General features: G+C 56.9%; 23 protein-coding genes, 1 tRNA gene and 1 pseudogene. 10 read left to right on the forward strand and 15 right to left on the reverse strand.

What is annotated here, in order from left to right; genetic code table 11:
• The first annotated feature begins 65 nt into the window (after nt 1-65).
• On the forward strand, nt 66-806 hold the full coding sequence (locus tag DX909_RS24170; protein WP_128547816.1) for a hypothetical protein: 741 nt from the start codon (nt 66-68) through the stop codon (nt 804-806).
• A 223-nt stretch (nt 807-1,029) separates the two neighbouring features.
• Here DX909_RS24170 and DX909_RS24175 read toward each other — a convergent pair.
• A tRNA-Lys gene (locus DX909_RS24175) sits at nt 1,030-1,102 on the reverse strand.
• Between the two features lie 232 nt (nt 1,103-1,334).
• Here DX909_RS24175 and DX909_RS24180 point away from each other — a divergent pair.
• Nucleotides 1,335-2,471 carry a serine hydrolase domain-containing protein gene (locus DX909_RS24180; protein WP_128547817.1) on the forward strand — a complete coding sequence of 379 codons (1,137 nt, stop codon included), beginning with the start codon at nt 1,335-1,337 and terminating at the stop codon, nt 2,469-2,471.
• Nucleotides 2,472-2,518: 47 nt separating this feature from the next.
• Here DX909_RS24180 and DX909_RS24185 read toward each other — a convergent pair whose 3' ends face one another.
• Nucleotides 2,519-2,914: a T9SS type A sorting domain-containing protein gene (locus DX909_RS24185; RefSeq protein ID WP_164851384.1), complete on the reverse strand. Its 396-nt coding sequence runs from the start codon at nt 2,912-2,914 to the stop codon at nt 2,519-2,521.
• 236 nt (nt 2,915-3,150) lie between these two features.
• Here DX909_RS24185 and DX909_RS24190 point away from each other — a divergent pair, with 236 nt between their 5' ends.
• The gene (locus DX909_RS24190; RefSeq protein WP_128547819.1) at nt 3,151-4,110 is read left to right on the forward strand and encodes an alpha/beta fold hydrolase; all 960 of its coding nucleotides are present in this window, start codon (nt 3,151-3,153) and stop codon (nt 4,108-4,110) included.
• Here DX909_RS24190 and DX909_RS24195 read toward each other — a convergent pair.
• Nucleotides 4,093-4,761 carry a phosphoribosyltransferase gene (locus DX909_RS24195; RefSeq protein ID WP_128547820.1) on the reverse strand — a complete coding sequence of 223 codons (669 nt, stop codon included), beginning with the start codon at nt 4,759-4,761 and terminating at the stop codon, nt 4,093-4,095. The genes DX909_RS24190 and DX909_RS24195 overlap by 18 nt on opposite strands.
• A gap of 92 nt (nt 4,762-4,853) precedes the next feature.
• Between DX909_RS24195 and DX909_RS24200 the strand changes: the two genes are divergently transcribed.
• Nucleotides 4,854-5,876, forward strand: a complete 1,023-nt coding sequence (locus tag DX909_RS24200) for an SDR family NAD(P)-dependent oxidoreductase (protein WP_128547821.1) — start codon at nt 4,854-4,856, stop codon at nt 5,874-5,876.
• A 41-nt stretch (nt 5,877-5,917) separates the two neighbouring features.
• On the opposite strand, the gene DX909_RS24205 is transcribed toward DX909_RS24200, so the two are convergent.
• The 5 genes from DX909_RS24205 to DX909_RS24225 form a co-directional block, all read right to left on the reverse strand.
• Complete coding sequence (locus DX909_RS24205) at nt 5,918-6,559, reverse strand: outer membrane beta-barrel protein (RefSeq protein WP_128547822.1); 642 nt, start codon at nt 6,557-6,559, stop codon at nt 5,918-5,920.
• A 20-nt stretch (nt 6,560-6,579) separates the two neighbouring features.
• Nucleotides 6,580-8,349, reverse strand: coding sequence for a serine/threonine-protein kinase (locus DX909_RS24210; protein WP_164851385.1), 1,770 nt, complete (start codon nt 8,347-8,349; stop codon nt 6,580-6,582).
• 20 nt (nt 8,350-8,369) lie between these two features.
• On the reverse strand, nt 8,370-9,302 hold the full coding sequence (locus DX909_RS24215) for a Stp1/IreP family PP2C-type Ser/Thr phosphatase (protein ID WP_128547824.1): 933 nt from the start codon (nt 9,300-9,302) through the stop codon (nt 8,370-8,372).
• A gap of 23 nt (nt 9,303-9,325) precedes the next feature.
• The gene (locus DX909_RS24220) at nt 9,326-10,522 is read right to left on the reverse strand and encodes a serine/threonine-protein kinase (RefSeq protein WP_128547825.1); all 1,197 of its coding nucleotides are present in this window, start codon (nt 10,520-10,522) and stop codon (nt 9,326-9,328) included.
• 112 nt (nt 10,523-10,634) lie between these two features.
• Nucleotides 10,635-12,335, reverse strand: coding sequence for a trypsin-like peptidase domain-containing protein (locus DX909_RS24225; protein WP_128547826.1), 1,701 nt, complete (start codon nt 12,333-12,335; stop codon nt 10,635-10,637).
• A 212-nt stretch (nt 12,336-12,547) separates the two neighbouring features.
• On the opposite strand from DX909_RS24225, the gene DX909_RS24230 reads away from it, so the two are divergent.
• On the forward strand, nt 12,548-14,623 hold the full coding sequence (locus DX909_RS24230; RefSeq protein WP_128547827.1) for a tetratricopeptide repeat-containing sensor histidine kinase: 2,076 nt from the start codon (nt 12,548-12,550) through the stop codon (nt 14,621-14,623).
• On the opposite strand, the gene DX909_RS24235 is transcribed toward DX909_RS24230, so the two are convergent.
• Nucleotides 14,604-15,254 carry a response regulator gene (locus tag DX909_RS24235; RefSeq protein WP_128547828.1) on the reverse strand — a complete coding sequence of 217 codons (651 nt, stop codon included), beginning with the start codon at nt 15,252-15,254 and terminating at the stop codon, nt 14,604-14,606. The genes DX909_RS24230 and DX909_RS24235 overlap by 20 nt on opposite strands.
• 77 nt (nt 15,255-15,331) lie before the next feature.
• On the opposite strand from DX909_RS24235, the gene DX909_RS24240 reads away from it, so the two are divergent.
• Nucleotides 15,332-15,757: a DUF3592 domain-containing protein gene (locus tag DX909_RS24240; protein WP_128547829.1), complete on the forward strand. Its 426-nt coding sequence runs from the start codon at nt 15,332-15,334 to the stop codon at nt 15,755-15,757.
• Nucleotides 15,758-15,768: 11 nt separating this feature from the next.
• Here the strand turns inward: DX909_RS24240 and DX909_RS24245 are convergent, their stop codons facing one another.
• A complete protein-coding gene (locus DX909_RS24245; RefSeq protein WP_128547830.1) occupies nt 15,769-16,095 on the reverse strand; it encodes a hypothetical protein in 327 nt (108 codons plus the stop codon).
• A 56-nt stretch (nt 16,096-16,151) separates the two neighbouring features.
• Here DX909_RS24245 and tnpA point away from each other — a divergent pair.
• A pseudogene (gene tnpA, locus DX909_RS24250) lies at nt 16,152-16,616 on the forward strand (IS200/IS605 family transposase).
• A 195-nt stretch (nt 16,617-16,811) separates the two neighbouring features.
• Here the strand turns inward: tnpA and clpB are convergent.
• Complete coding sequence (clpB, locus tag DX909_RS24255; RefSeq protein WP_128547831.1) at nt 16,812-19,442, reverse strand: ATP-dependent chaperone ClpB; 2,631 nt, start codon at nt 19,440-19,442, stop codon at nt 16,812-16,814.
• A gap of 284 nt (nt 19,443-19,726) precedes the next feature.
• Between clpB and DX909_RS24260 the strand changes: the two genes are divergently transcribed.
• Entirely contained in the window at nt 19,727-20,527 is an 801-nt protein-coding gene (locus tag DX909_RS24260) for a hypothetical protein (protein ID WP_128547832.1), read from the forward strand.
• 10 nt (nt 20,528-20,537) lie between these two features.
• Here DX909_RS24260 and DX909_RS24265 read toward each other — a convergent pair whose 3' ends face one another.
• From DX909_RS24265 to pheS, 4 genes are all read right to left on the reverse strand, one after another.
• Nucleotides 20,538-20,990, reverse strand: a complete 453-nt coding sequence (locus tag DX909_RS24265) for a hypothetical protein (RefSeq protein ID WP_128547833.1) — start codon at nt 20,988-20,990, stop codon at nt 20,538-20,540.
• Nucleotides 20,991-21,064: 74 nt separating this feature from the next.
• Complete coding sequence (locus tag DX909_RS24270; RefSeq protein WP_128547834.1) at nt 21,065-22,048, reverse strand: SDR family NAD(P)-dependent oxidoreductase; 984 nt, start codon at nt 22,046-22,048, stop codon at nt 21,065-21,067.
• A 121-nt stretch (nt 22,049-22,169) separates the two neighbouring features.
• Nucleotides 22,170-23,450, reverse strand: a complete 1,281-nt coding sequence (locus DX909_RS24275) for a DUF937 domain-containing protein (protein ID WP_128547835.1) — start codon at nt 23,448-23,450, stop codon at nt 22,170-22,172.
• A gap of 203 nt (nt 23,451-23,653) precedes the next feature.
• The gene (gene pheS, locus DX909_RS24280; RefSeq protein WP_128547836.1) at nt 23,654-24,691 is read right to left on the reverse strand and encodes a phenylalanine--tRNA ligase subunit alpha; all 1,038 of its coding nucleotides are present in this window, start codon (nt 24,689-24,691) and stop codon (nt 23,654-23,656) included.
• A 217-nt stretch (nt 24,692-24,908) separates the two neighbouring features.
• On the opposite strand from pheS, the gene DX909_RS24285 reads away from it, so the two are divergent.
• Nucleotides 24,909-25,340 carry a LytR/AlgR family response regulator transcription factor gene (locus DX909_RS24285; protein WP_128547837.1) on the forward strand — a complete coding sequence of 144 codons (432 nt, stop codon included), beginning with the start codon at nt 24,909-24,911 and terminating at the stop codon, nt 25,338-25,340.
• 264 nt (nt 25,341-25,604) lie between these two features.
• Complete coding sequence (locus DX909_RS24290) at nt 25,605-26,018, forward strand: LytR/AlgR family response regulator transcription factor (RefSeq protein WP_128547838.1); 414 nt, start codon at nt 25,605-25,607, stop codon at nt 26,016-26,018.
• The last annotated feature ends 120 nt before the right edge of the window (nt 26,019-26,138 follow it).

Here is a 26,138-nt window from a genome sequence, read left to right on the forward strand (position 1 = left end):
CCCTAAAATAGGGGAAAAATAATTTAGAATACAGTAATTATATACCCAAATTAAACATTTGCCCAATGACTAATAAAATCTTAAATCGACTTGGCCAAAGTATACCTCCTAATTTGTCAATTACCCCACACACCACTCCAGTAGCTTTCTTTGGAGATTTTGACAATGCATCTGCCTGTACCATTTCAATTAACCCAAGCCACTGCGAGTTCTACAACAAGACCACAATTTTGACTGGAGGCAAAAAACGGCTAATCTCAAGAAAAGAACTAAACAGGCATGATTCTGAGGAACTAAGTCAGGCAGAGGCCAAGCTAGTCTTTGACTTTTGCAAAAACTATTTCAAGACCAGGCCCTACAAAGGTTGGTTCAATAAATATGATGAGTTTCTTAAGCTGTTCGGGTTGTCCTACTACAATGGCTCAACAGTTCATTTAGATGTGGTACAGTGGGCAACTACTCCACTGTGGAGTTCCTTAACCGAAACTCAGCGGCAGATTTTACTAAAAAACGATTTACCGTTTTTAATCTCTTTACTTGAAAAAGACTTCAATTTAATTTTCTTAAATGGCAATACTGTTGTAAGTGCTCTACAAGACTTTTTAGGTATTCAGTTAGTAAAAAAAGTGGCTTTCTTTAAACCAAACAGTCAGAGCCATGCATTCAGATTTAACATCTATCTTGGCAATTACAATAATTCTAAGGTGATTGGCTGGTCTCCTTACCTTCAATCTAAAGCGATTCCCAGTTACGAGGACGCCAGGCAATTTGCTCAAGCCATCAAGGATGTGGTAGAAGCCTCATAGTCAGAGAGCCAAGTTTCCGGTTTCGCCACAGTTAGAACTCCGAATCTTCTTAGTTAAAAGAGAGAAGTAGTGAAGACTAATAAATATTATACATGTAACTTACTAGGTCTATAAGCCAAAAGATAGACTGCAAGCAGTGGGGGCACAAAAATTGTGTCTCAAAAGGTGTATCAAACAAAACAGCCACCTGCCATTTTAAAAGGCTAAGTGGCTGTCTTTCAAGTGACCCCGGACAGGTTCGAACTGTCGACCCACTGATTAAGAGTCAGTTGCTCTACCAACTGAGCTACGGAGTCAATATTCCCTAAACCGAAATGTGAATGTAATCGGTTTACGGCTTCCAACAAAATTTTCTCCTCCCCGGAAAGGTTCCTCCCCGTCCCTCCGTTCATTGAGTCCATCGACCACCGGTCAAAAACCCGGGGGTGAAGCCGCTTTTTAGCGGTCATTTTCCAAAATCCCTGTTCGGTATCTCCGCCGGCGAAAGCCGGATCAAGACAGCGGACAATCAGACCAACCTTCCAATGTATGTTTAAACAGCTTGTTTGCGCCTTCCTCCTGCTGGCCATCTGGGCCGGATGCCGGGAAAAAGAGACGACCCGCCCGGATGTAAAAACCGACAATCCCCTTCAGTCCGACCTCGACAGAACCGTCGATAACCGGCTCCGCCCCCTCATGAAAACGGCCGGCAGCGTCGGTGCCGTCGTGGGAATTTATCAGGACGGGAAAACCACCTTTTACGGTTACGGCGAAACGGCCCGGGGTTCCGGCCAGTTGCCCGGCCGGAACCATATCTTCGAAATCGGCTCCATCACCAAAACGTTTACGGCCGCCCTCGTGGCGACCTGGCTTCGGGAAAAAGGCCTCTCCCCCGACAGCCCAACAGCCCCGTTTCTGCCCAAAGACCTGGGCGGCGGACTAACCCGGGACGGCCGTCCCCTGACCTTCCGCCAACTGCTCGATTACTCCAGCGGCCTGCCCGAAGACCAGGACATCGGTGACCTGACTTTCGGGCCGGGCTTCGACAAAAATCAGCCCTATCGGCATTACGACAGCACCCGCATTTACAATTTCATTAAAACAAACGGTCTGAAAACCGCGCCCGGAACCACCTATATCTATTCCAACATGGCTTTCGGGCTGGCCGGACTCCTGCTGGAACGATCCACCGGGAAGCCCTTCGCGCAACTGATGACCGAAAAAATCCTGAAGCCGATGGGCCTCAACGATACGGGCGTGACCCTCTCCGCCGACCAACAGGCCCGCCGGGTGAAAGGCTATGACGAAAAGGGAAATGAAATGCCGTATTGGGACGATCTGGGCGGCTTTGACGGCGCCGGCGTCCTGACGGCTTCGCCCGATGATATGCTGAAATTTGCTCAGGCTCACCTGCGCCCCCCGCAGTCCGATCTGGAAAAGACCCTACTGCTCACGCGCCGGGAGTCGTTTCGTTCCGGCTCGACCGTCACCGGCCTGGGCTGGCAGCTGACCGACCCGGCCTATGAAGGTGTGCTGAAAACCGGCGGCACCGGCGGGTTCTCCTCCATTCTCTGTCTTTCGGAAAAAAAGAATCTGGCTGTCGTGGTGCTGTTCAACCATCATGATCCGCAGGAGAACCCTCTCACGGCCGCCGGCTATCTGATCGCCGACCTGCTCAACAAATAAAAAAGCCGGCCTGATGGCCGGCTTTTTTTTGGGTTACGGAATCCGTCTTAATTCATGCTTACCAGGCGGGTGGTTTCAACCTGCGGGGTGCTGGTCTGCACCTTGACCGTTTTTACCTCTTTCGTATGGCCGTCCGATACCTCGACCTTGTACACACCGTCTTCCAGGTGTTGCAGGTCGAATTTTACACTGTTGACCTCATCCGACTTCGGCAGCCGCTGTACCGCCATCGTCTGACCGTTCAGGTCCATGACCCGGATGACCACCCGACTGTCTTTAGGTTTGCTGACGTTGACGCTCACCTTCATAGTGTTCTTCACCGGATAAATCACGGACCGGAAAGTCGATTTGGTTTCGGCGGTCTCTTTGTTGTCGCCGGCAAAGCTGCTGGAAGAAGTACCAAGCGTCAGGGCGATCAGGGCGGAAGCGAGTAAGGTTTTCATCGTATTGTTGTTTTGTGTTGTTTGTGTGTTCGTTCGGCTGTTTCGGCTTTTTTCGTCCGATTGATGAATCAAAGGTAATAGCATTCTAAGGTACCTTGCTATACATAGTACTTTAGCGGCAAAAAACGGGGGTCGAGTGGTAAAGGGAAAGGACGGCTTCCGGTTTCTGCCGGTGCGGCCGGACAAACAACCCCTCCCGGACAGTAGTTTACAGCCTGACCGAACTCCCGACCGCCATGCGTACTCTCCTGTTTCTCCTGCTTCTTTCCTGCCTCCTGCCCTTCCGGACCCATGCTCAGGCCGGAAATGAAGTCACCTACCCATTTCCGGTTCGGTATCTGGCGTTGACCATTGAGAACAAACCAGCCCGGATGGCCTATATGGACGTCCGGCCAGAACGACCCAACGGAAGGACGGTGCTGCTTCTGCACGGCAAGAACTTCAACGGGTATTACTGGAAAGCCGTGATCCGGTGGCTGACCGACCGCGGCTTCCGGGCGGTGGTGCCCGATCAGGTCGGCTGGGGGAAATCCTCTCATCCCGACATTCACTACAGCTTTCATCGGCTGGCCTTCAACACCCGGAAACTGCTCGACACGCTCGGCATCCCGAAAGTCACGGTCCTGGCCCATTCGATGGGCGGTATGCTCGGCACCCGGTTTTCGCTTCTCTACCCGGAAACCGTCGAACAACTGATTCTGGAAAATCCCATCGGGCTGGAGGATTACAAAACGTTTGTGCCGTACCAGACCATCGAGCAGCAGTACGGGAAGGAGAAAGCCGCCACCTACGAATCCTATCTGCAATACCAGAAGACCTATTATCCGGTCTGGAAACCTGAATACGAGGACCTGGCCCGGGTGCAGGCCGCCGACCTGAAATCGCCCGACTTCGAGGCCGTCGCCTGGAGCAATGCGGTTACCTATCAGATGATTTATGAACAGCCGGTGGTGTACGAGTTCGACCGGCTCGTTCCGCCGACCGTGCTGATCATCGGCCAGGAAGACCGGACCGTCGTCGGCAAAGGACTGCTGCCGAAAGCGGAGCAGGCACGGCACGGAAACTATCCGGAACTGGGCCGGCAAACGGCGAAAAGAATAAAGTCCGCCCGGCTGATCGAACTGGAAGGCGTGGGCCATATCCCGCACATCCAGACGCCGGACCGGTTTTTCAAGGCGTTAGAAGGTGTTCTCTGAACCGGCTTCGGCCTGTTTCAACAGCGCCCGGACCTCTTCGTCGGTCGTCTGTCCGAACTGCTTATACCACATCCCCACCCCATAGAAGGGTTCGGGCGTGACCAGGCAGACGACCGCGTCGGCCAGCCGCCGGAAGTCGCGGCAGACATCCGCAGCCCCGACCGGCACCGCCACGACTACTTTGGCCGGGGCCGACTTTCGGACGGCTTCGACGGCCGCCCGCATAGTAGCCCCGGTCGCCAGCCCGTCGTCGATCAGAAGAATGGTCTTACCGGTGATCTGCACCGGCGGGCGGCCGCTCCGGTAGGCCAGCTCCCGCCGGTGCAGTTCGCGCTGTTCGTGTGCCGCAATCTGTTCGATCTGGTCCGGACGGATGTTCATCGACCGGAGTACGGAGCGGTTCAGCACCCGTACCCCACCCGTCGCGATGGCCCCCAGCGCCAGTTCTTCCTGACCCGGAACGCCCAGCTTCCTGACCAGAAAAACATCCAGCGGCACCGCCAGCCGGACCGCCACCTCATAAGCCACCGGAACTCCGCCCCGGGGCAGGGCCAGCACCCGGACTTCCGGCCCTCCGGCATAGGCGGCCAGCCGCTCCGCCAGCTGCCGGCCGGCGTCCGTTCGGTCGAAAAAATACGGCGTTCCTTTCATTCTGGGCGCTCATTGATCGCTTTATGAGCCAAAATCGACAACCTTCCGGCCCTTTGCGCAGTTAATTTTTCGTCAATCAATCATTCAACGCTATGAACAACGGAAAAACGGCTCTGATTACCGGAGCCTCAAGCGGGATCGGCCAGGAACTGGCCCAACTGTTTGCCAGAGACGGTTTCAATCTCGTTCTGGTGGCCCGAAACACGGAAGCGCTGAACCAGCTGGCCGGCCGGCTGTGGGAACAGCACCAGGTGGAATCGGTGGTGATCACGAAAGACCTCTCCGAAGAAGATGCCGCCGAAGAGGTGTATGATCAGGTAAAGGAGCGGGGCATTACGGTGGATGTGCTGGTCAACGATGCCGGTGCGGGTCTCTATGGGCATTTCGCCACGGAAACCGACTGGGAGCGCGAGAAGGCGTTGATTCACCTTAACGTACTGGCAACCACCCAAATGACGAAACTCTTTCTGAAGGACATGGTTGCCCGAAATGAAGGAAAAATTCTGAACCTGGCCTCGCTGGTTTCTATTACGCCCATGCCGCTGATGGCGGTCTATGCGGCTACCAAGGCGTACGTATACAATTTCACCCAGTCGCTGATCAACGAACTGAAGGACACGAAGGTGACGATAACGGCCCTGCTGCCGAACGCGACGGATACGCAGTTTTTCAACCGGGCCGGTGCACCGGACGTCAAGGTAACCGATCACCTCGACGACCCGGAAATGGTGGCCCGCGACGCCTATAAGGCGCTGATGAAGGGCGCCCACAAAGTCATTCCGGGCGGAATCGTCAACAAGGCGTATGAGGTGATGTCGTATGTGGCCCCGCAGGAAGCCCTGGCCGGCATGATGCGGTACAACATGACGCCCAAAAATGATCTGAAGCCCGACGGCAGCGAAAAGTCGGCGGCCTGGGCCTGGGGGCTGGGCATTGCCGCCCTGGCCCTGGCGGGCGTGGCGCTGGCGGTGGCCTACAGTGATGACAAAGTGGCCGAACGGGTGCGGAACCGCGTCCACCCCGACAACTGGCTGCCCGAACTGGAAGGAGCGATCCGGAGTGCCCGGGAACTGGTCGGTAACGGCTGGGGAAAAGCCAGAGAAGCAGTCTCCTGACCGACCGGGGCCGTCCACTTCGGGCGGCCCCTTTGTTTTTCTCAGAACAGTTCGCTCAGATTGACGATGATCCCGGCGGAAATCCGGAACGTCGACACGTCGGCTTTATCCCCCGACTCGGCCCCGTTCAGGTCGATGGCCGACTTCCCTCCCACCTGAAAAGCGCCGTTCACGGTGATCGCCACCGGCAGCGAGAGGAAATAGTTGAGCCCGGCCCCGAGGTGCGCCGACCCGCCCCGAAAAAGAATGTTGTCGTACGTGTTGCCGTTGATGACCTGATCGATCTTGCCGGTCCGCCGGGCATAGCCGGCTTCCACAAAAGGCCGAAGGGCATGGGTGGTGGCCGAAAAATTGAAGCGGACACCGCCCGTCAGGGTTGTAAACCGGAAGGACTCGGCATCCACGTTGTCGATGTTCATTTTCGTGGCGTCATACTGCGCGAAGAGTTCAAGCCGCTGGGTCAGCCCGAAGCCCGCCCGCAGTCCGCCCCCCAATCCATTGCCGGAGTTTTCATCCAGAAACTGAAAATAATCCGATGACCAGCCGAGCATATGGCCCTGAAGTCCGAGGCTGAACCCTTCGGTGGAAGAACGCTGCCGGATGGCGGTCTGGGCCGAAACCAAAGCCGGAAGGAGCAAAACAAGGTTCAGAAAAAAGGGAAGCGTAAATCGATGGAGTCGCATGGGAGAAAAGAGTTGAAGGGTTAAAACGTGATGATGCCGTCGCCGGTCCGGACTTCGAACGACTGACCGGCCCGAAACACCACCGGCTGCCCTTTGGATTCCTCGCTGATCGTGGCCGACCGCAGGGGAAGGGGCTGCCCGTTGACGGCATCGACCGTCAGAATGCGAAATTCCAGCAGGTCTTTTTTTCGGAACAGCTCATTGCCGGCCCGCCGGATCCGGGTCACTTCCCCGTAGGCGGTGGCGCCTGAGGCAATGACCACCTCTCCCCCGCTCATCACCGGCCCGGCCACCCGGAAGCGGATGGCCTGCCCTTCACGGGCGTCGGCAGACGACAGATTGTCGAGCAGGGTCAGGCTGACCGGCAGCCGCCGGACGGCCACCGACCGCCGGGATGTCTCCGGCCGCGTCGGCTCGGCCACAACGGGCTCGTTTTGAACAGGTTCAGTCGGCGAAGAAACGGGCGGTTCGAGGGGCTGCGACCCGGACTGCGGCCGCCCGGCGGAGCGAGTTCCGGAGGCCGGGCCGGGGGCCGCGGGTTTCTGTGGTACGGTTTTTTTCGTCGGCGGTTCGGCGGGCGATTCTTCCGGTACCGGACGATCATTCGGCCCGGAAGCCGGTTTTTCGGCGGGCAGAGTGGCCGTAAAAGTTGGGGTTTCGCGCTTTTCTTCGGGTTTCCGGTATTTCAAAACCGGCTGTGCAGCGGTTTTGCCCTTGTTCGAAACGGCGTCGCCTTCGGAAGTGCGGTCGGTCAATAGTAATCCGAGAAATAGCAGCGCCACGAGGGTGAGGGCGCCCGCCAGGACCAACTCCCAGCTATTCCGAAACCGGGTTCGGGCCGCTTCCATGACCTGCCGGGCCTGGGTGAGCGGGACGGCTTTTTTCCGGATCTCATCCAGTTGCCGGCGGGGTTTCATATCCAGCACCTCCGTGACCGGAACGGACGGAACGATGCGGGTCGGGTCCAGAACGGGCGCCTGCGAGTAGAACGGCTGGAGAGCCCGCTGAAACTCTTTGGCGTCGGCAAACCGCTTTTCCGGATTTTTCTCCAGCGCCTTCTGCACGATGGCCTCCAGTTCTTTCGGGACCTGTCCGTTCAGTTTCCGGAGCGGGATGGGTTTGTGCCGCAGAATGGCCTGCATCAGTTCATAGTCGGTCCGGCTGGCAAAAGGGAGTTTCCCGCAAAGGAGTTCATACAGCAGCACCCCCATGGCGTACAGATCCGAAGCCGCCGACGGTTCCTGGCCGTCGATGAGTTCGGGGGCCATGTATTCGAGCGTTCCGACGATGCGGTTGGCCTGCGTCAGCCGCTGTTCGCCCTTGACGCGGGCGATGCCGAAGTCCATCAGTTTAATCACCCCTTCGGGCGTCAGCATCAGGTTGGCAGGTTTGATATCGCGGTGCAGGATACTTTTCCGATGGGCGTGCGCCAGTCCCTCCAGCCCCTGCCGGACGATTTCGGCCGCCACCGGTGCCGGCAGCGAACCCGCCCGGCGGAGGAGCGATTCCAGACTTTCGCCTTCCACGTACTCCATCGCCATGAAGTAGTCGGAACCGTCCTGAAGGAAGTTGTAAACCACCGCGATATTGGGGTGATTGAGCCGGGCCAGAATCAGGGCTTCATTGCGGAATCGCTCCATAAACGACCCCTGGCTCACCAGGTGCGTATGCAGCATCTTAACGGCTACCGGGCGTTCGAGCAGGGTGTCGGTCGCCTGGTAGACGGTGCCCATGCCGCCCTCACCCAGCAGGGATTCAACGCGGTAATGGTGGATCAGTCGGCCCTTCATGGCTGGTTTCAGAGATTGCATCAGGGTAATTCGATATCACGGGTAAACGGAAGTTCGATTTCCCGGGTCTCGCTGGGCGGGGTGTCGTTCCCCGTTAGGGTGCGCTCGGCCACGACCACCGTAATGTTGTCATGACCGCCCCGGCTTTTGGCCGTCCTGACCAGTTCCTCGGCAGCTTCCGGCAGGCTGACCTGGCCCAGAATCCGGACCAGGTCTTCGTCACGGCAATATTCGTAGAGCCCGTCGGAGCAGAGGAGCAGGCGGTCGCCCGGATCGAAGGGCAGGACACAGCGCCCAAGGTCGATCCGGATGTCGGCTTTGGTTCCCATTGCATGGGTCAGGACGTTGCGTTCGGGATGGGTGATGGCGGCCTGTTCGGTGATCTCCCCCATCCGCAGCAGCTCCTGAACGTAGGTATGATCCTCGGTCAGCTGAACGATCTGGCCGTTCTTGAACAGGTAGGCCCGGCTGTCGCCCACGTGGGCGAAAAAGAGCTGCTGGTCCTGCACCACCACGGCGGTGCAGGTGGTGCCCATCCCGCGAAAGGTCTCGTGGGTGCGTGATTCCTCGAAAATCTGCCGGTTGGCCATCTGAAAGGCCCGCATCAGGCACTTTTCGGTCGTATCACGGTGCTGAAAATATTCCCGGCTGACGATCTCGGCAGCCATCTGGCTGGCGACCTCTCCGGCCAGGTGCCCGCCCATGCCGTCGGCCACCAGGAGCAGATAGCCCTTGAACCGGCGGAGACCCTCGTCGGCCAGCCGGACAAACAGTCCGGTATCCTCGTTGTTCCGGCGCACGTTGCCGAGGTCGGAAACCACCACCGCGTTGAGATCCGCAGCCGACGGAGAGCCCATGGTGTCGGAATCGGCCGGAAGGACCATTTCGTCTTTCGTTTCGGAAAGTCCCGCCTGGGTTCTGGCTCCGAAAAGGCGTTTTAAAAAATCTCTCATACGATTATGGGGGTCGGATCGGGCTACCGGTCGAAAAAACACTTGTATAACTGCCTGACTTCAGGATCGATGACAAACTGCTGCTCAGCTCCCCGGTGACGGATGGTAATCGGCACGGCGCGGCCGGGTATTCTCCTGACGATGAACGGTTCCCGGGTTTGCACCGAACCGTCGGGCAGGATCATCTGAAGATCAAAATCGGCATTGACCACCTCCACCTCGATTTGCTCATACCGCGTGGCCGGTCCGGTTTCCGTAGTGTTCGTCCCGTCCGGCTTTTTACCCCAGCCGATCAGGAACAGGACGGCCAACACCAGGCCCGCTCCCGCCGGCAGGTAAGAGAGCCGAACCGGAACCTGATCCAGCAACCTTCTCGCCCTCAGAACGATACCCGACTCCCGGTGGGGGGTCGTTCCGCCCGCATCCCCGCCCGAAAGCCTTTCCACGATCGCTTCGGCGGTGGGTCGGCGGGCGGGATTGTTTTGCAGGCAATCGACCATCAGCGCAGCCAGTTGCGGGGAGAGGGCCGGATTCAGAAGCCGGGGATTCGTAAACTGTCCGCGCTCGATAGACCGGCGCAGAGCGGCCGGGTGAGCCGCATCGAACGGCAGATGACCGGTAGTCATTTCATACAGCAGCACCCCCATCGACCAGACATCCGACGGCAGTCCGCCCTGATTGCGAAACTGCTCTGGCGCCATGTATTCGGAGGTTCCCACCACGTGACCGACCTGCGTCAGCCGGGGAGAATACTGGCTGCGGGCAATTCCGAAATCGAGCAGCTTCACCTGGCCGTTCGGGCGGACCCGAATGTTGGAGGGTTTCAGATCGCGGTGGACAATGCCCGACCGGTGCAGGAAGGCCACCGCCCCGGCGATCTGGCTCAGAATCTGCCGGGCATCGTTGTTGCCAAGCCGTTCCTTCCGCCGGATGAGATCGTCGAGCTGTTGTCCGTCCACCCATTCCATGACCAGCGCCGGGCGGTCGCCCGCGAGAGCGTATTCATACAGGGCGGCAATGTTCGGATGCGAAATCGATGCCTGAACATAAGCTTCATTCCGGAACCGGGCCACAAACTCCGGCCGGTACAGTACCTTGACTGCAGCCGTCCCGTTCACCGGATGCTGCGCCCGAAACACCTCTCCCATGCCCCCCGCCCCGACAAACTCGGTCAGCCGGAAGCCGGAGACGGATGTGTGGAGGAGTGGATGCGGGGCCATTGGGGGACGGGGAGTTTAGGAGTTAAGGGGTTGGGGAGTTAAGGGGTTGGGGGGTTGGGGGAGTTTCAATTTAAATCCTCCACTCCCCAACTCCTTAATTCCCAAATTGACTTCAGTCGACCACCTGCCGGCGGCCCATGAGTTCGAGGCCGTAGCGGATCGGGACCGCGAAGGTGATGCGGGTGGCGTCCTCGCGGCTGGTGCCGGCCGTGAAGATGCCGATGACGTTCCCTTCCCGGTCGAACACCGGCCCACCGCTGTTTCCGGCGCCCGTTGCATTGACCGTCAACTGGTAGTAGTCGCCGAATTCACTGTAGTAGGCGGCCGCTTTGCCGGTGGCCTGCCCGCGGAGAATTTTACCGATGTTTCCCGGAGTTACCGTTACGTCGGGTACCTTGACGACCTGCGGGTTACGGTTTCCGAAATCGGACGAGTATTCGCCCACGAACACGTCGGGGGAGATGCCGGGGTAACCCATAACCGTCACCGCCTGACCCGGAGCCACTTCCTTATCGGCGTCCTTCAGTTTAACCGGCGTCAGGGTTTCGGTCAGGTCGATGCGGAACAGGGCCACGTCATGTTTCGGCGAAACGATGGGCTTGCCCAGCGCCGGAAACCGCTGCTCGTTCTTGTTGAAAGTCACGTCGAGGTAGGTGTTGACCCCTTCGATGAGCTTACCGGACATCGGCTTTTTACCGAAGAACTGCGTTTCGGCCGGCACCCAGCGGAAGGGCTGCACCGGTGTCGGGCTGACCTCCCATCCGTTGGCTCCCTGCACGAGCAGGGCACCGGGGAAGGCATCTTCCGGAAAGGCATAGTACGAATGCCAGGCGGCCGCCACGTGCCGGTTGGTCATGATGTGGCCCTGCGAGGAGACGACGAAACCCGTCCCGCTGGCGCCGGCCATGGCAATCGGTTTCCCGACCTGCACGTCCCTTTTAAGGCCCAGAAGCGGCTCGATCCGGCCGGGTTCCGCTTCAATGTACATCGGGACGTTTTTGACCTGGCCGTTACTCTGCCGGACAGGCATATACTGGTGATAAATGTCGTCGCCCGTGGGGGTGTAGATCAGCTTGTAGCCGAACTCGATGAAAACCACCTTGCTGGTGTTGGCGGATGCGATCTGCTCGACGCTCAGGGCGTTATCGGTCTTCGTGACGGGCACGACCGGCTTGTTATTGATGATGACGGTTTTCTGTTCACCGATCTTATCCCGGAACAGATAGGCCAGGGCGGAAACGGAAACCAGCACCACGGCGGCCCCCAGCAGCAGGGAGCGGGTGGTTTTCCGCCGTTCGGTGACCATCATGCGCTCGACGGTCTGCTTTCCCAGCCCCACTTTATGCGGCAGCGCGTTCTGGTCGGCATCCTCGGATTCGGCCTGGGTTTCGGCGAGGCTGATTTCGCTGGTGGGCTTCGCCGTGATCGGCACTTCGACCACCCGCGTGCTGAGCATGAGATCGGCCGGGCGGGGGTTCAGATCGAACTGAAACACCGGTCCGCCCTGCCCCAGCTGGACCTCGTCGCCGGGTTGCAGTACCGCCGACCCGTGGACGCGGTTTTTGTTGACGAAGATGCCGTTGCGGGAGTTGTTGTCGATCACCTGGAAAACCGGCGTGCGGCCGGGTTCCTTCACAATCTTGCCGTGTTCGCGCGAAACGGTGGTGTCGCGCTCGGGGTCGAACCGGAGGTCGTTGGTGACGGCCCGCCCGAAGGTGAGTTCGGTGTATTTTTTGTAATCGAACTCTTCCACCTGGTTGGCTTTCGTGCCGGTCAGGTGACGGATTACGTAACGCTCTGTTATCGTTGCCATAAGTGAAATAGTTTTCGGGTTGGAAAGTTGTGCCCATCGGACTCTGCAAAGTTGGGAAATGGGCCGACGCCGGGGTATCGGGAAATGCCCGTATTCCTACCCTTTGAAAACCTGTATTTTCGCGCTATAGGAAAACCTGTATTTTAGAATACGGCATTGGAATTGAGGAGCTTGAATCCGTACATTAGCCTAATCACTCTGGCCGGAAAATCATGCGATACCTTTTCCTCTTTTCTCTGTTCACTTTGTCGGTTGCAGCCCAGAACCCCGTTATCGATTCGCTTCACACCCGCCTGAAGACCCTTCCGGCAGACAGCAACCGGGTCAATACCCTGCATGAACTGGCCACCAATTACTGGTGGAACGGCTTCGACTCCCTCGCCCGCGCGACGCTGTCGGAGGCCGTCCAACTGGCCGGAAAGATTCCTTTTCAGAAAGGGGACATCCGCGCCCGGCTCGCCCTGGCCCGGATCGAAGCCGATTACCTTTCCGATACCCGATCGGCCCACGCCCAGCTCGACACGGCCGAGCGCCTGGCCCGAACCATCGGGGATCTCTCGCTTCAGGGGCAGGTGTGCCTCCGCCGGGCGCAGCTTTACGAAAACATCATGGAGAAGCTCCCCGCATCCCGCGAGCTTCTGCAGCAAGCCCTCACCCTGGTCAGGAAGGCCGGTGACAAACGGTGGGAAGGGCAGGTGTACAATGAAATGGCGATCATGAAAATGGGCGAAGGGCAGTACGTCGAAGCGATCAATCTCTGGCTGCAGGCCCGGCGGCTTCAGGAGTCGATAAACGATCTGAAAAGCCTGCGGGGTACCCTGCCGAACCTGGGAGCCGCCTATCTGAAACTGAACCGGTACGACGATGCACTGGCCTGCTTTGCGGAAGCCGAAAAAGTGGCCGAAAAGCTGAACGACGCGATGGTTAAGCTGTTCATCGTGGGCCGAAAAGGGGAAATTCTGGAGAAAAAAGGCCGTTTTGCCGACGCACTGGCCCTGTATCAGCAGCAGGTAAAAGCCTATAAGGACCCCTACGTTCCGGCCAGCCTGGCCCGGGCCTACGGTGCTGTAGGACGGGTGTACATCCAGTTGAAACAATACGACAAAGCCCTCGAATTCAGCCGGCTGTCGCAGGAGACCTACCGAAAGACCGTTGAAAAAACACAGGAAGCGCTGGAACATAACGCTCAGGCCAACTTCGGCAAAATCCACCTGGCCCTGAAACAATACGACCAGGTGATTCGCTACGCCCGGGAAGGGTTGTCCTGGACGAAAGGAGTGTCCGAAATGCGGCCCGAACGGACCGAATACATCCGCCAGCTCGCCGAAGCCTATGAACACCTGCACCAGCCCGCCCGGGCGCTGTTCTATTACAAGTGGTACAAAGCCGAAGCCGACACCATGCTGAACGAACAGGCCATCCAGAAAGCAACCGTTGCCAGCATGACGTATGATTTCGAGAAAAAGCAGCAGGGGGTAAAGCTTCAGCAGGCCCGGCAGCAGGCGCTCATTCAGTCGCTGGAAAATGAAAAGCTGGAACAGTCCCGGAACTTCCTGATCGCCCTGCTGCTGCTGAGTTCGGCCACGCTCGGTTACGTTTTCTGGAGCAACCGGCGGCTGCGGCTCAACAACGAAGAACTCTTCCGGAAGAATGCGGAAATCGAAGCGGCCCTCTTCCGGGGTCAGACCATTGAACGCAAGCGGGTCGCAACGGAACTTCACGACAGCGTGGCCGCCAAGGTATCGGCCCTGAAATGGCGGTTCGAAGCGCTGGACACCTCCCGGTTCGACCAGGAACTTCAGCGGGAACACGCCCGCCTGCTGGATCACATGGGCGAGGTGTACGACGACATCCGGGCCATCTCGCACAACCTCATGCCGGAAATTCTGGAAAAACAGGGGCTTCAGGCGGCCCTCATCAAGCTAACGGATACCCTGAACGTTCAGAACCGGACGCAGTTTCTGCTCGAAGTGGAGGAGTCGGGGGAGGACGTCCGGGGCCGAACGGCTTATGAACTCTACGCCATCACGCTGGAACTGGTCAACAACATCCTGAAGCACGCCAATGCCCGGCAGGCCGGCATTGCGCTCCAGCGTTCGAACGGGTTTCTGACCCTGACCGTGCAGGACAACGGCCGGGGCATGTCCGAACCCAGGGCAGACCCGGGCATCGGGCTTCAGAACCTGCAGGCGCGTCTGGACCGCCTGGGCGGCACTTTCTTCATCTCCACCCCTGAACCGGGCGGAACGCGCATCAACGTCCGGGTGCCTATAGCAGCCCGTGCCTGACGGCGTATTTGATGATGCCGATGGAGTTTTTCACCCCCAGCTTGCGGAGAATATTGTGCCGGTGGGTTTCGACGGTGCCGGGGCTGATGAACAGCTTGTCGGCAATGGCGTTGGTCGATAATTCCTGAGCAATCAGGCGGATGATCTCGATCTCGCGGTCGGTGAGCGGAGCCAGCGGGGCAGGTGCCTCGTCCGACGCCCGAACGGCGGTCATGGGAAGGGCCACCAACTGGGTCATGACGGATTCGGAGAAGTATTTCTCCCCCCGGGCGATGGTTTTAATGGCTTTTTCCAGCTCGTTCTTGCCGGCTTTTTTCATGACGTAGCCGGAAATGCCGGCCCGGAAGGCTTCCCGGATATTGTCGGCGTCCTCCGAGACGGTCAGCATCAGCACTTTGACCATCGGAAACTGCTGCCGGATTTTGAGGGTGAGGTTGATCCCGTCGAGGTCGGGCATATTCATATCGGAAAGAACGATATCGACTTCGTTATTCTTCAGAAACTCCAGCACTTTCCGGCTGTCGTTCAGGGTACCGACCACCTCCACACTCTCGATGCGGCTTAGAAGCAGGGACAGGCTATCCAGAATAATTTCGTGATCGTCGGTGATCAGGACACGAATGGGTGACATAGAAATCAGGTTCGGAGGGTAGGCAAGAATCAAATATAAAAATTCTCCTTTATTTTTGTCCTGTCACCGTAAAAAGCATGAAATCGATTGTTCCTGAGTTAATTATGCTGGTCTTCCTGACCGCCGGTCTGGTGCTCTCCGCAGCCGCACTTCATACGTATCTGGAGAAAAAGAAATTAATCGAGGAAGGCGTTGCTACTCAGGGTATTGTGATTGCGCTGAACAGGACGTCCTCCAAATCCTATACCCGGGCGCCCTCCATTCAATACCGTACGCAGGACGGGCGTGTGCTGGTTCACCACAGCAGCGAAGGCCGGAACCCGCCGGCATATCAGGTCGGGGAAGTAGTCACGGTGTATTATCATCCGGACCGGCCCGAGGATGTACACCTGGAAGGTAACTACCTGATGGTATATGTTTTGGGGGCGTTTGGGGGCGGCTTCCTCCTCCTTTCCATCTGGAGTCTGCCGGCCATCGTCCGGGCGCTGATCTCCCTGTTCTGAATGCCGGCCTATCAATACCGCAGCACCCAGGCCTTCAGGTCCGGCAGAAAGCCGGTATAGGTATCGGTGCCGCAGGCCGCACGCCCGGTTTGGGCCGCCAGATCCAGGGTCAGGGTGCAGGAAACCCGGCCGGGGTACTTTCGCACCTGCATCTCCACCACCGAGTCGGAATGCCAGACGATCCGGTCGGCACTCCAGACATCACCCTTCAGGTCAAACAGCAAGGCCCCGTCGGCTACGCGGTAAATGCTGGGTTCCTCGATCCAGTGACTCATCCGGACTTCAAAAACATCGAACACGATCCGGTAGGTACAGGCCGGGGAAAGATTCTCTTCCATGTGAAAAATGTATAGCTTTCGGATTGATTAACCTTCCCATTACCTGTAACTTACAAATGCCAAACAGTTACGCCCAACTTTACATTCATCTGGTTTTTGCAGTCAAATACCGTTCCGGTCTGATTCGGCCCGCCTGGAAGGAGGACCTGTACCGGTATATCACCGGCATCATCCGAAACCAGGGCCACCAGCTGATTGCCATCAACGGCATGCCCGATCATCTGCATATCCTGATCGGTCTGAATCCCCGACAATCCCTTTCCGATCCGATGCAGGGCATCAAAGGCGATTCCTCGCGCTGGATCAATCAGAACCGGTTCACCCCCGGCCGATTTGAATGGCAGCAGGGCTACGGCGCCTTTTCCTACAGTCGCTCCCAGATCGATACGGTCGTCAAATATATTGAACGGTAGGAAGCGCACCATCGCAAAACTACGTTTCTGGAGGAATACACCGCGTTTTTGACTCGTTTCGGGATCGATTTCGATGAACGGTATTTATTTCAACCGCCGGCGGAGTAACCGGATTCGGGTAAGTCGCTAAAGCGACTAATTCGGAAGCATATGGTTGCAGGCATCTACAGACATTAGGTCGCATAGCGACCCAATGCTTGTAGAATACCAGGACTTTGGTTACCCGCCCCAGTCGCTAAAGCGACTTACCCCTCTGGGAACAAAAAAGGCGGGGTTTCAACCCCGCCTTTCAATTGATTTCGATTACTGAATTTCCACCGGCCCGACGTTGTAGAAGAGGATTTCTTCCTGTCCGTCCTCGTTTTCGTTCATCATCATGCCGACCACCGCATTTTTCTGAATCCGCCCGGCCAGAATTTCCTTGGACAGAGCGTTCAGGATGCGCCGTTGCAGCACCCGCTTCAGCGGCCTAGCCCCAAACTGCGGGTCGAACCCTTCTTCGCCCAGCCTGTCGAGCACCTCCTTGTCGGCTTCGAGGGTAATGCCCTGCTCGGCCAGCCGGTCCTGAATCTGTTTAAACTGGATACCGACGATCTTGCGGAGTTCACGCCTGGTCAGCGGCTGGAACATCACGATCTCGTCGATACGGTTCAGGAACTCGGGGCGCACGGTCTGTTTCAGCAATTCGAACACCTCCTCTTTCGCATCTTCGATGACCTTCTCCCGGTTCCAGTCTTCCATAGCGGCAAACCGCTCCCGGATGATCTGCGACCCGATGTTGGAAGTCATGATGATGATCGTATTCTTGAAGTTGGCAACCCGGCCCTTGTTATCGGTCAGGCGGCCGTCGTCCAGCACCTGGAGCAGGATGTTGAACACGTCGGGGTGCGCCTTTTCGATCTCATCGAGCAGGATCACGCTGTACGGCTTCCGGCGGACGGCCTCCGTCAACTGCCCTCCTTCGTCGTAGCCTACATAGCCCGGAGGAGCCCCGATCAGACGGCTGACGGCGTGGCGCTCCTGGTATTCGGACATATCGATCCGGACCATGGCGTTGTCGTCATTGAACAGGTACTCGGCGAGCGCCTTGGCCAGTTCGGTTTTCCCGACGCCCGTGGTGCCCAGGAAGATAAACGAACCGATCGGCCGTTTGGGATCCTGCATTCCGGCCCGGCTCCGGCGGACGGCGTCGGCCACCACCTGAATGGCTTCCTCCTGCCCGGCTACCCGCTTGGCCAGTTCGTCTTCGAGGTGCAGGAGTTTTTCCCGTTCCGACTGCATCATCCGGCTGACCGGGATGCCCGTCCATTTGGCGACTACTTCGGCGATGTCGTCGGCGGTCACTTCTTCCTGAAGCATGGCCTTTCCGCCCTGCATCTCTTTACTTTGTTCCTGAAACTCCTTCAGCTTGTTCTGACTTTCCAGAATCTTGCCGTAGCGGAGTTCGGCCACCCGGCCGTAGTCACCGGCCCGTTCGGCCTGCTCGGCTTCGAGTTTATACTGGTCGATTTTTTCCTTTTCCTGCCGGATGGCGTCGAGCGTCGATTTTTCGTTCTGCCACTTGGCTTTCAGGTCGTCGCGTTTCTCGTTGAGGTCGGCGATTTCCCGGCTCAGAACGGATTCCTTGTCGCGATTTTCTTCCCGGCGGATGGCCTCCCGCTCGATCTCCAGTTGCATGATCCGGCGATTCAGTTCGTCAAGTTCTTCCGGGACCGAGTCGATTTCCAGACGGAGTTTGGCGGCCGCTTCGTCCATCAGGTCGATGGCTTTGTCGGGCAGGAAGCGGTCGGAAATATACCGGTTTGAGAGTTCGACGGCCGAGATGACGGCGTCGTCCTGGATGCGGACCCCGTGGTGCAGTTCGTATTTTTCCTTGATGCCCCGCAGGATCGAGATGGCGTCCGGCACATCCGGCTCATCCACCAGCACCGACTGGAACCGGCGTTCGAGCGCTTTATCCTTCTCGATGTATTTCTGGTATTCCTTCAGCGTGGTGGCTCCGATGGCGTGGAGTTCACCCCGGGCCAGCGCCGGTTTCAGCAGGTTGGCCGCATCCATAGCGCCTTCTCCCCCGCCCGCACCCGCGCCGATGAGCGTATGGATTTCGTCGATGAACAGGACGATTTCGCCTTCCGAGTCGGTCACTTCCTTGATGACGGCTTTCAGACGCTCTTCAAATTCACCTTTATATTTCGCCCCGGCTACGAGCAGCCCCATGTCCAGCGACACGATGGTCTTGGATTTCAGATTTTCGGGAACGTCGCCCTGCACGATCCGCTGGGCGAGTCCTTCCACAATGGCGGTTTTCCCGACGCCCGGTTCACCGAGCAGAATCGGGTTGTTTTTCGTCCGGCGGCTCAGGATCTGAAGCACGCGCCGGATTTCCTCATCCCGGCCGATGACGGGGTCGATTTTCCCTGCCCTGGCCAGTTCGTTCAGGTTTTTGCTGTACCGTTCGAGCGAGCGGTATTTTGCTTCGGCATTCTGATCTTTCACGCTCTCGTTTCCTCTCAATTCGCGGATGGCGGTTTTCAGCAACTTTTCGCTGAAACCGAGGTCTTTCAACAAGGTCGCCACGGCGTCTTTGCCGGCCAGAAGCCCCAGCAGCATCAGTTCGACGCTGACGAACTCGTCGTTAAATTCTTTCAGAAAGCCGCCGGCCTTTTGCAGGGCCGCGGCCAGTTCGTTGCTCAGGTACGGTGAGCCGCCGGATACTTTCGGGTATCCGTTGACGATGGTGTCGAGCCGGCTGGTCAGTTGCTGCCGGTTTACGTTGAGTTTCTTCAGCAGAAAGTTGGCCGTATTGGGGTCCTCATCCAGGATGGCCTTCAGAGCGTGGCCGGTTTCGATGGCCTGCTGGCCGTTGCCGAGGGCAATCATCGAAGCCTGCTGGATCACTTCCTGCGCCTTAATGGTGTAATTATTAAAGTTCATGGCTTTAGGTTCGTTTTCGGTCCGTCGCCGGGTGGTGCCGCAGCAACGGCCTCTTCCTTTTTCAGACTTGTTGTTCCTGTTCTACGCCGGATATTTAACAAATGCCGGGCCATAGGGTTTATTCGGCCATTTTGTCGCAAATACTTGCAGAAATGGCAATTTTCTTGCCAATTTGACACATGCAGCTTCGTCAGCCGGCCGCCTGATTTTCCTGATGCCGGTCGTTATGAATTGACGAAATTCTTGGCGAATTTTACATACCACGAACCTTTGACTTTTAGAATATGTCGATAAAATCCTTCCTATCCGTGAGTGTCACCGCCTTCCTGCTGCTTTGCTGCGGAAAAGAGAACGGTGGCCCGGACCCAATACCCGGTCCGGCCTGTGTGGTCAATGAGTTCCCGGACACCTATTTCGACTCAGGTTCCTACACCGTTACGTATGACGAGAATGGGCGGGTGGCCGCCATCAAACAGTTTTCGTTCAATCTGTTTACGTTCACCTACGACGCCAACGGGCGAGTCAGCAAATTCAAAGCCGGGGTTTCTCAACTGGAGGGACTTGGCGGTGAGGAACATACCGTCACCTATGATGCCTCCGGCCGGATCGCCACCATCGAGGCTTCCACGGAAGACGGCCTGAACGGAACCTACAAGATCACCGCCACGCCGACCTACGATGCCCAGAACCGGGTGACGAAAATGACCGTAACCGACCCCAAAGGCACCGTATATGATTATACCAAACGCATGGAATACGACAATGCCGGCAACGTAACGAAGGTGTATCTGGCCCGGGAAGGCGAGGCTGAAAAGCTGGTTGCCGAATATACCTACGACGCCAAAAAATCGCCTTTCGCCGAGCAGAAGGCTTTTCAGTTCATTCCGCTGATCTCCTCGCAGGCCGATAAGAGCCACTACCTGAGTCCTAACAATCCGGCCGTCTTCACCGGAACGAGTTACAACTATTCGGCTTCGTACCAGTATACGAACGACCTGCCGGCCCAGATGACGCTCGCCCTGAAAAAAACCGGCGATCCGGCTCCGACGAGCAAACAGAAGGAATATAAGTACACCTGCAAATAGAACCGGAGTATTAAAGCGAGGTGTAGGAATACGTTTCCCGGTCCTCGTTCCGACCCTCGTTCTCCCACCAGGGCAGCGCTTCCTCCTCGTCATATTCAAGATCGGCCACCTCCGTCGGAAGCGGCCTGAACCGAACCTCCCAAACCCACCGGGCGGCCACCGCAGCGGCAGCGATCGCCAGCGCCCCGGTAAGGGCGGTATTTTTGCCGTACTGCCGGGTGGCGATACCGGCAAATCCGGCCACGAACGGCAGCAGAAAATAAGGGCCGTTCGCAAAAGTCCAGCCGGCCGGAACGATGGGATTCTGATCGAACGTCTCTTTATATTCAGGCAGGAGGTCGTCGTATTCGTCAGCCGGAATACTCGGCGAGTCCGACCGGCGCCGGCCGGCGCGCATGGTATAAAGGATGCTTCCAACAACCAGAACCGCAGTTCCGATTCGCCAAAACGAAGTCTTCTTCATGGAAGGATGACGTATTAATCCGAATGAACCGCAAAAGCCGCCCGAATGGGCGGCTTTTGTCGGACAACAATCAGTTAATTCAGGGACAGGGAATCGAAGAGGGAATCTTTGGCGGCCCTGGCTTTGCGGCTGAGGTTCCAGCCGTCATACCAGTTGCCCCGGTCTCCGCCGAAGGCCCACAGCAGCGCCGTAGCCGCCACTACGCCGACCGCCACGGCCGTGATCAGCAGCGCCTGATCCTGTTTCTCCTGCTCCGCTTCGTTCGGGCGTTCGAGCAGCTTCCGCATATTTCCGGAGACGGCCTGATCCGGCAGCACGTGCGACATGGCCACCTGGGCTTTGTTCATCATTCCGGAAACGACCTTGTCCTTGCCTTTCATCAGGGCATCGTACCCGTCTTTGGCCACTTTGGCCGGATCGCCGGTTTCCTGGGCCAGTTTGTGTGCGCGGGTGCCTTCGGCCCCGGCCTTGTGGAAGAAGTCGGTATTGGTGGCACCCGGCATCAGGGCCGTTACCGTAATGTTGGTGTCCTTCAATTCATTGCGGAGCGCTTCCGTAAATGACAGAATGAACGATTTGGTGGCGCCGTACACGGCCATCAGCGGGTGGGGCATCACGGAGGCAATCGAACCCAGCATCAGGATTTTGCCCTCGTTCCGCTGGACCATATCCTTCAGGAAAAGCTTGCTCAGGTGAACCAGGGCGCTCACATTCAACTGGATGATGCCCAGCTCTTTATGAATGTCCGTTTCACTGGCGAACATACCGTATTCACCCATTCCGGCATTGTTGACGAGCACGTTGACCTCCATGCCGCTTCGTTTGACCTCGTCGTAGATTTCCTCCGGCGATTTGGGATCCATCAGGTCCCGGGCGATCGGGGTGGCTTTGATCCCGAACTGCTCCTCGTATTCGTGGGCAATCTGGGTCAGGCTTTCGCTGCTCCGGGCCACCAGAATCAGATTGTAGCCGTCTTTGGCAAACAGATTGGCCAGTTCGCGGCCAATACCGCTCGTTGCCCCGGTTACCAGGGCAGTTTTTCCCGTTTGTGATTCCATCGTTGCTTGTTGGTTAGCAAGTGAATAAAAGGTTCACCACTCTATCTGTCTGCTAACAAGCGGGACCGGGAGATGTTGAAAAAATCTTGTATGTGGGAAGAATGCCGGTTCAGCCCCGGCCTTATTTGATAACGACCTTTACGTCGATCTGCTTTCGGGCCGCCTGCTTCACCGCCGTGGAGTCCCCCGGTTTGAAACCGGACCCCAGCCCGACGGCATCCACGCGGATGTAATTGATGCCGGCCTGGATGAGCTGGTTTTTGATGGCCAGCACCCGCGTCACCGATAACTCCTTGTTTTTCATCGGAGCCACGGCATCGTTGGCGTACCCGACAATTCGGATTTGTACCGACGGATTGGACTTCATGATCGTGGTCAGTTCATTGACGGCGGCCGTCCCGGCAGGTTTCAGCCGCGCGGTTCCCGGCTCAAAGTCGAAGGCGGGGATCATGAAGCTCTTTCCGGCGGGCAGAGCCGGGTTGGTCAGGTACGTCTGGAGATTGGCCAGCGCCGAGCCGGCGGCCGGGGTGGTCGACTGCGGACCGGTTTTCAGGGCCGAGTCGGGTCGGGAAGGGCGGGCTGCGGTCGTCTCCCGGACATAAACCGTCGTATCCTCGAAATCGGTCGAGGTGGCGCCTTCCTCATTGGCCGAGGAATAACTCCGGGTGTTGTTCCAGATGTAGTAACCTCCGCCGGCCAGCGCCACCAGAATCAGGGCCCCGACGCCCCATTTCACCAGCGAGCCGTTGCCTTCTTCCTCCGGCTCCGGCACGAACCGCTGCCGTTCCTGAACGCTGCGCTGCGGGCGGTCGATGGCCGCCGACCGTTTGGCCGGAGTCACACCGACTGCGAGAAGATGCTGAATATTAAGCCCTTCGGCAATTCGATCCAATAACCTTTCGGGTGTTGATTCAATCAGATGATCCCGCTGGTCGGCCAGCAGGGAAGCCAGGGCGTCGGCGTCGAGCTTTTTTTCCAGCACCAGCTGGTTCAGCGTACCGAGTACCATGGGAGTGACCAGTCCCAAAAGGGTAATAGCCGCCGAGTTCTTAATATTGGCATACCCGGAAATGGCCAGCCCGATGGAGCTTTTCATGGCCGGGAGAAGGTGGCTGATGCTGTTGCTTCCGGCTTCGGCCAGGCGGTTGATCTGTTCAGGATCACGGAGCAGGTCCGGGAAGGAAGCGACCAGTGCCCCATCGAACTTGCCTTTCTGAATTGAACTATATAGTTGATTTACCCCAATTTCGGTAGTCGTCCGCTTCATCAGTCCGGCCACAACCGTATGCACAAGCCCTTCCAGGGCCAGACGAGTCTTTTCCGGATTTTCATCGACGTAATAGGCAGCGCGGGAAACAACCGAATCGGATAAATTTTCTTTCAGTACGGTTAATAAATTCATAAACGAATATTGCAAAAGACTGACACATCACCAGAATGACCACATCCGCTCACACGAAGCCGACGAATGCAATACGAGTGATAAAGTTAGTAAGCTTTAAGTAGACAAAAAGGAATCGGGGGTAAAAGTTATGTACCAGCGAAAAATTTCGCCGGCCGGACGCTTTCCGGCCGAATGGATCGCTTTTTTCCCCGAAAGCCTCCTCAGGCTCCCTGAAACTGCCGAAGAAACCGGACGTCGTTTTCGGTATAAAGGCGAAGGTCATTCACTCCGTAGCGTAACTGGGTAATTCGTTCCACACCCATACCGAAGGCGAAACCGGTAAATTCCTCGGGGTCAATCCCGCAATTTTTCAGCACGTTAGGGTCGACCATACCGGAGCCGGCAATTTCGACCCAACCCGTATGCTTACAGATATTACAGCCTTTCCCGTGGCAGATCTGACAGGAGATGTCGATCTCGGCGCTCGGCTCGGTAAAAGGAAAATAGGACGGCCGGAAACGGATTTTTACATCTTTGGCAAACATCTCCTTCACGAAGTGGTACAGCGTGTCTTTCAGGTCCCTGAAGCCGACGTTCCGGTCGACGTACAGGCCCTCGACCTGGTGGAACATGCAGTGGGCGCGGGCGGAGATGGCTTCGTTCCGGTAGACCCGGCCGGGCATGATCGATCGGATCGGCGGCTTCCGGTGTTCCATCAGACGGATCTGAACGTTGGAAGTATGTGTCCGGAGCAGCATGTCGGAGGGCGCCCCGGCGCTTTTCTTTTCCACGAAAAACGTATCCTGCATATCCCGGGCCGGGTGGTTGTCCGGAAAATTCAGGGCACCAAAGTTATACCAGTCGGACTCGATTTCCGGCCCGTCGGCCACGCTGAAGCCGATCCGTTCGAAAACCGTAATCACCTGCCGAAGAACGATATTCAGGGGGTGAAGGGCTCCGTAGGGGCCGGGGGCGACGGGCAGCGTGAGATCAACGGCGGAAGCTTCTTCCTGACCATCGCCGTTCTCCAGCGAGGTGCTGTACTCCTTAAAACGCTGCTGGGCAAAATCCTTCAGGCTGTTGAGTTCCTGACCGACGGCCCGGCGGTCTTCCTGGGGCACCTGTTTCAGGCCCTCGAACAACTCGGCTACCACGCCCTTTCGGCCGACGTACCGAAGCCGGAACTGTTCCAGTTGTTCTCTGGACTGAACTTCAAACTGCTCAATCTCCTGATATATCTCTTTAACCTTGTCCAGCATAGTAATCCCAACGTTCCATGAAATGATGCAAAGATAACCAAATTCCCTCCGCCGTCGAACAGCGTTTATTGCCGTTCGACCTGCGTAACGGTACGGTTCTTGGGCACTGATATGGCAGTAGGTGGTATGGGGAAACACCTAAAAACCCTGCACAATAAGAGGTAAATCACTTACAATCAACGCTTAGTCATTGTTCCACTATCTTACTCGATCTACTATGGAAACACTCCTGAAAGAAAACCTTTTCGACCAAGTGTCCACAAATTTCCCCAAAAGTGTGGAAAAAAAGTCCACCTCCTCCGCCCTCCAGAAGCTGCTCATTCCCTTTTATGATCGGAAACGCACCGTATCACTCGAAGAAATCGTACGCCTTGAAGGATCGGGTAATTATACCAATTTCTTTTTGAAGGACGGCACCCGGATGCTGGTGTCGCGTACCCTGAAAGAATATGAAGAACTGCTGGACGGCCAGGCGTTCGTACGGGTTCACAAATCCTGCATCGTCAACCTGGGTTATGTTCGCCGGTTTTATGTGAAGAAAGAGGGAGAACTTGAACTGACCGACGGGCAGCAGGTGAAAATTTCACGACGCCGGGCACAGACCTTTATGGATCGAATTCGGAACTTTCTTCCCGGAAACGGCCGGTAAGATGACCGGAACTACTTAAAAGAACGTATCGGACCGTGTAGAACCCGCAACGGCCCACTGCGTAGAAATACGTAATCGGTCAAGGAGATATACGGAATGTAGGAGTAAAAAATTTAACATAAAAGCTTGACATTCAGCCTGTTACCTGAGAACACAGGCCGCTGAGTGTCAAGCTTTCTTATTTAGTGAACGGCGATTAAGCGTAGTTTTGTCATGTCAGTTAACAACAAATCGCAACATTAATCACTCTTATCGCCAGAAACTATGGAATCGCTCGTTTATCCTGCTCCCACGACTCTCCAGCCGCTGTTTCCCCGTATGTACCAGCGCAACGCCCACCGCATCGCGCTGCCGTACCTGAACCGGAATATCATGATCTCGGTAGACGACGTCGTCAGTCTGCACGGGGAGGGTAACTATACGTTTATCACCACCCGTGACAAAAAGCGCTACCTGGTTTCCAAAACCCTGAAAGCGTTCGAACAGCTTCTGGACCCGTCGATGTTCCTCCGGATTCACAAGTCCACGATCATCAACCTGGCGTATGTTCAGTTCAGCGTCTTTGCTTCCGAGCGGATCGTTCGTCTGACCGACGGCCAGGAAGTAACGATCTCACGTCGGCGGATGAAAGAGATCAGCCTGCGGCTGAATCAGTTCATGCAATCGCTCTTTAACTGAGATTGAGTTCGATTCCACAGGCTTCTCCGGTCTCTGGCCGGCAATTTTCGATCCTTCCCGGACCCTGGCGTCCGGAACAGATATAAATACGGTTTATTTTGGGTTAGTTGAGCGGAACAG

The sequence above is a fragment of the Larkinella soli genome (assembly GCF_003703975.1).
Lineage (GTDB): Bacteria > Bacteroidota > Bacteroidia > Cytophagales > Spirosomataceae > Larkinella > Larkinella soli.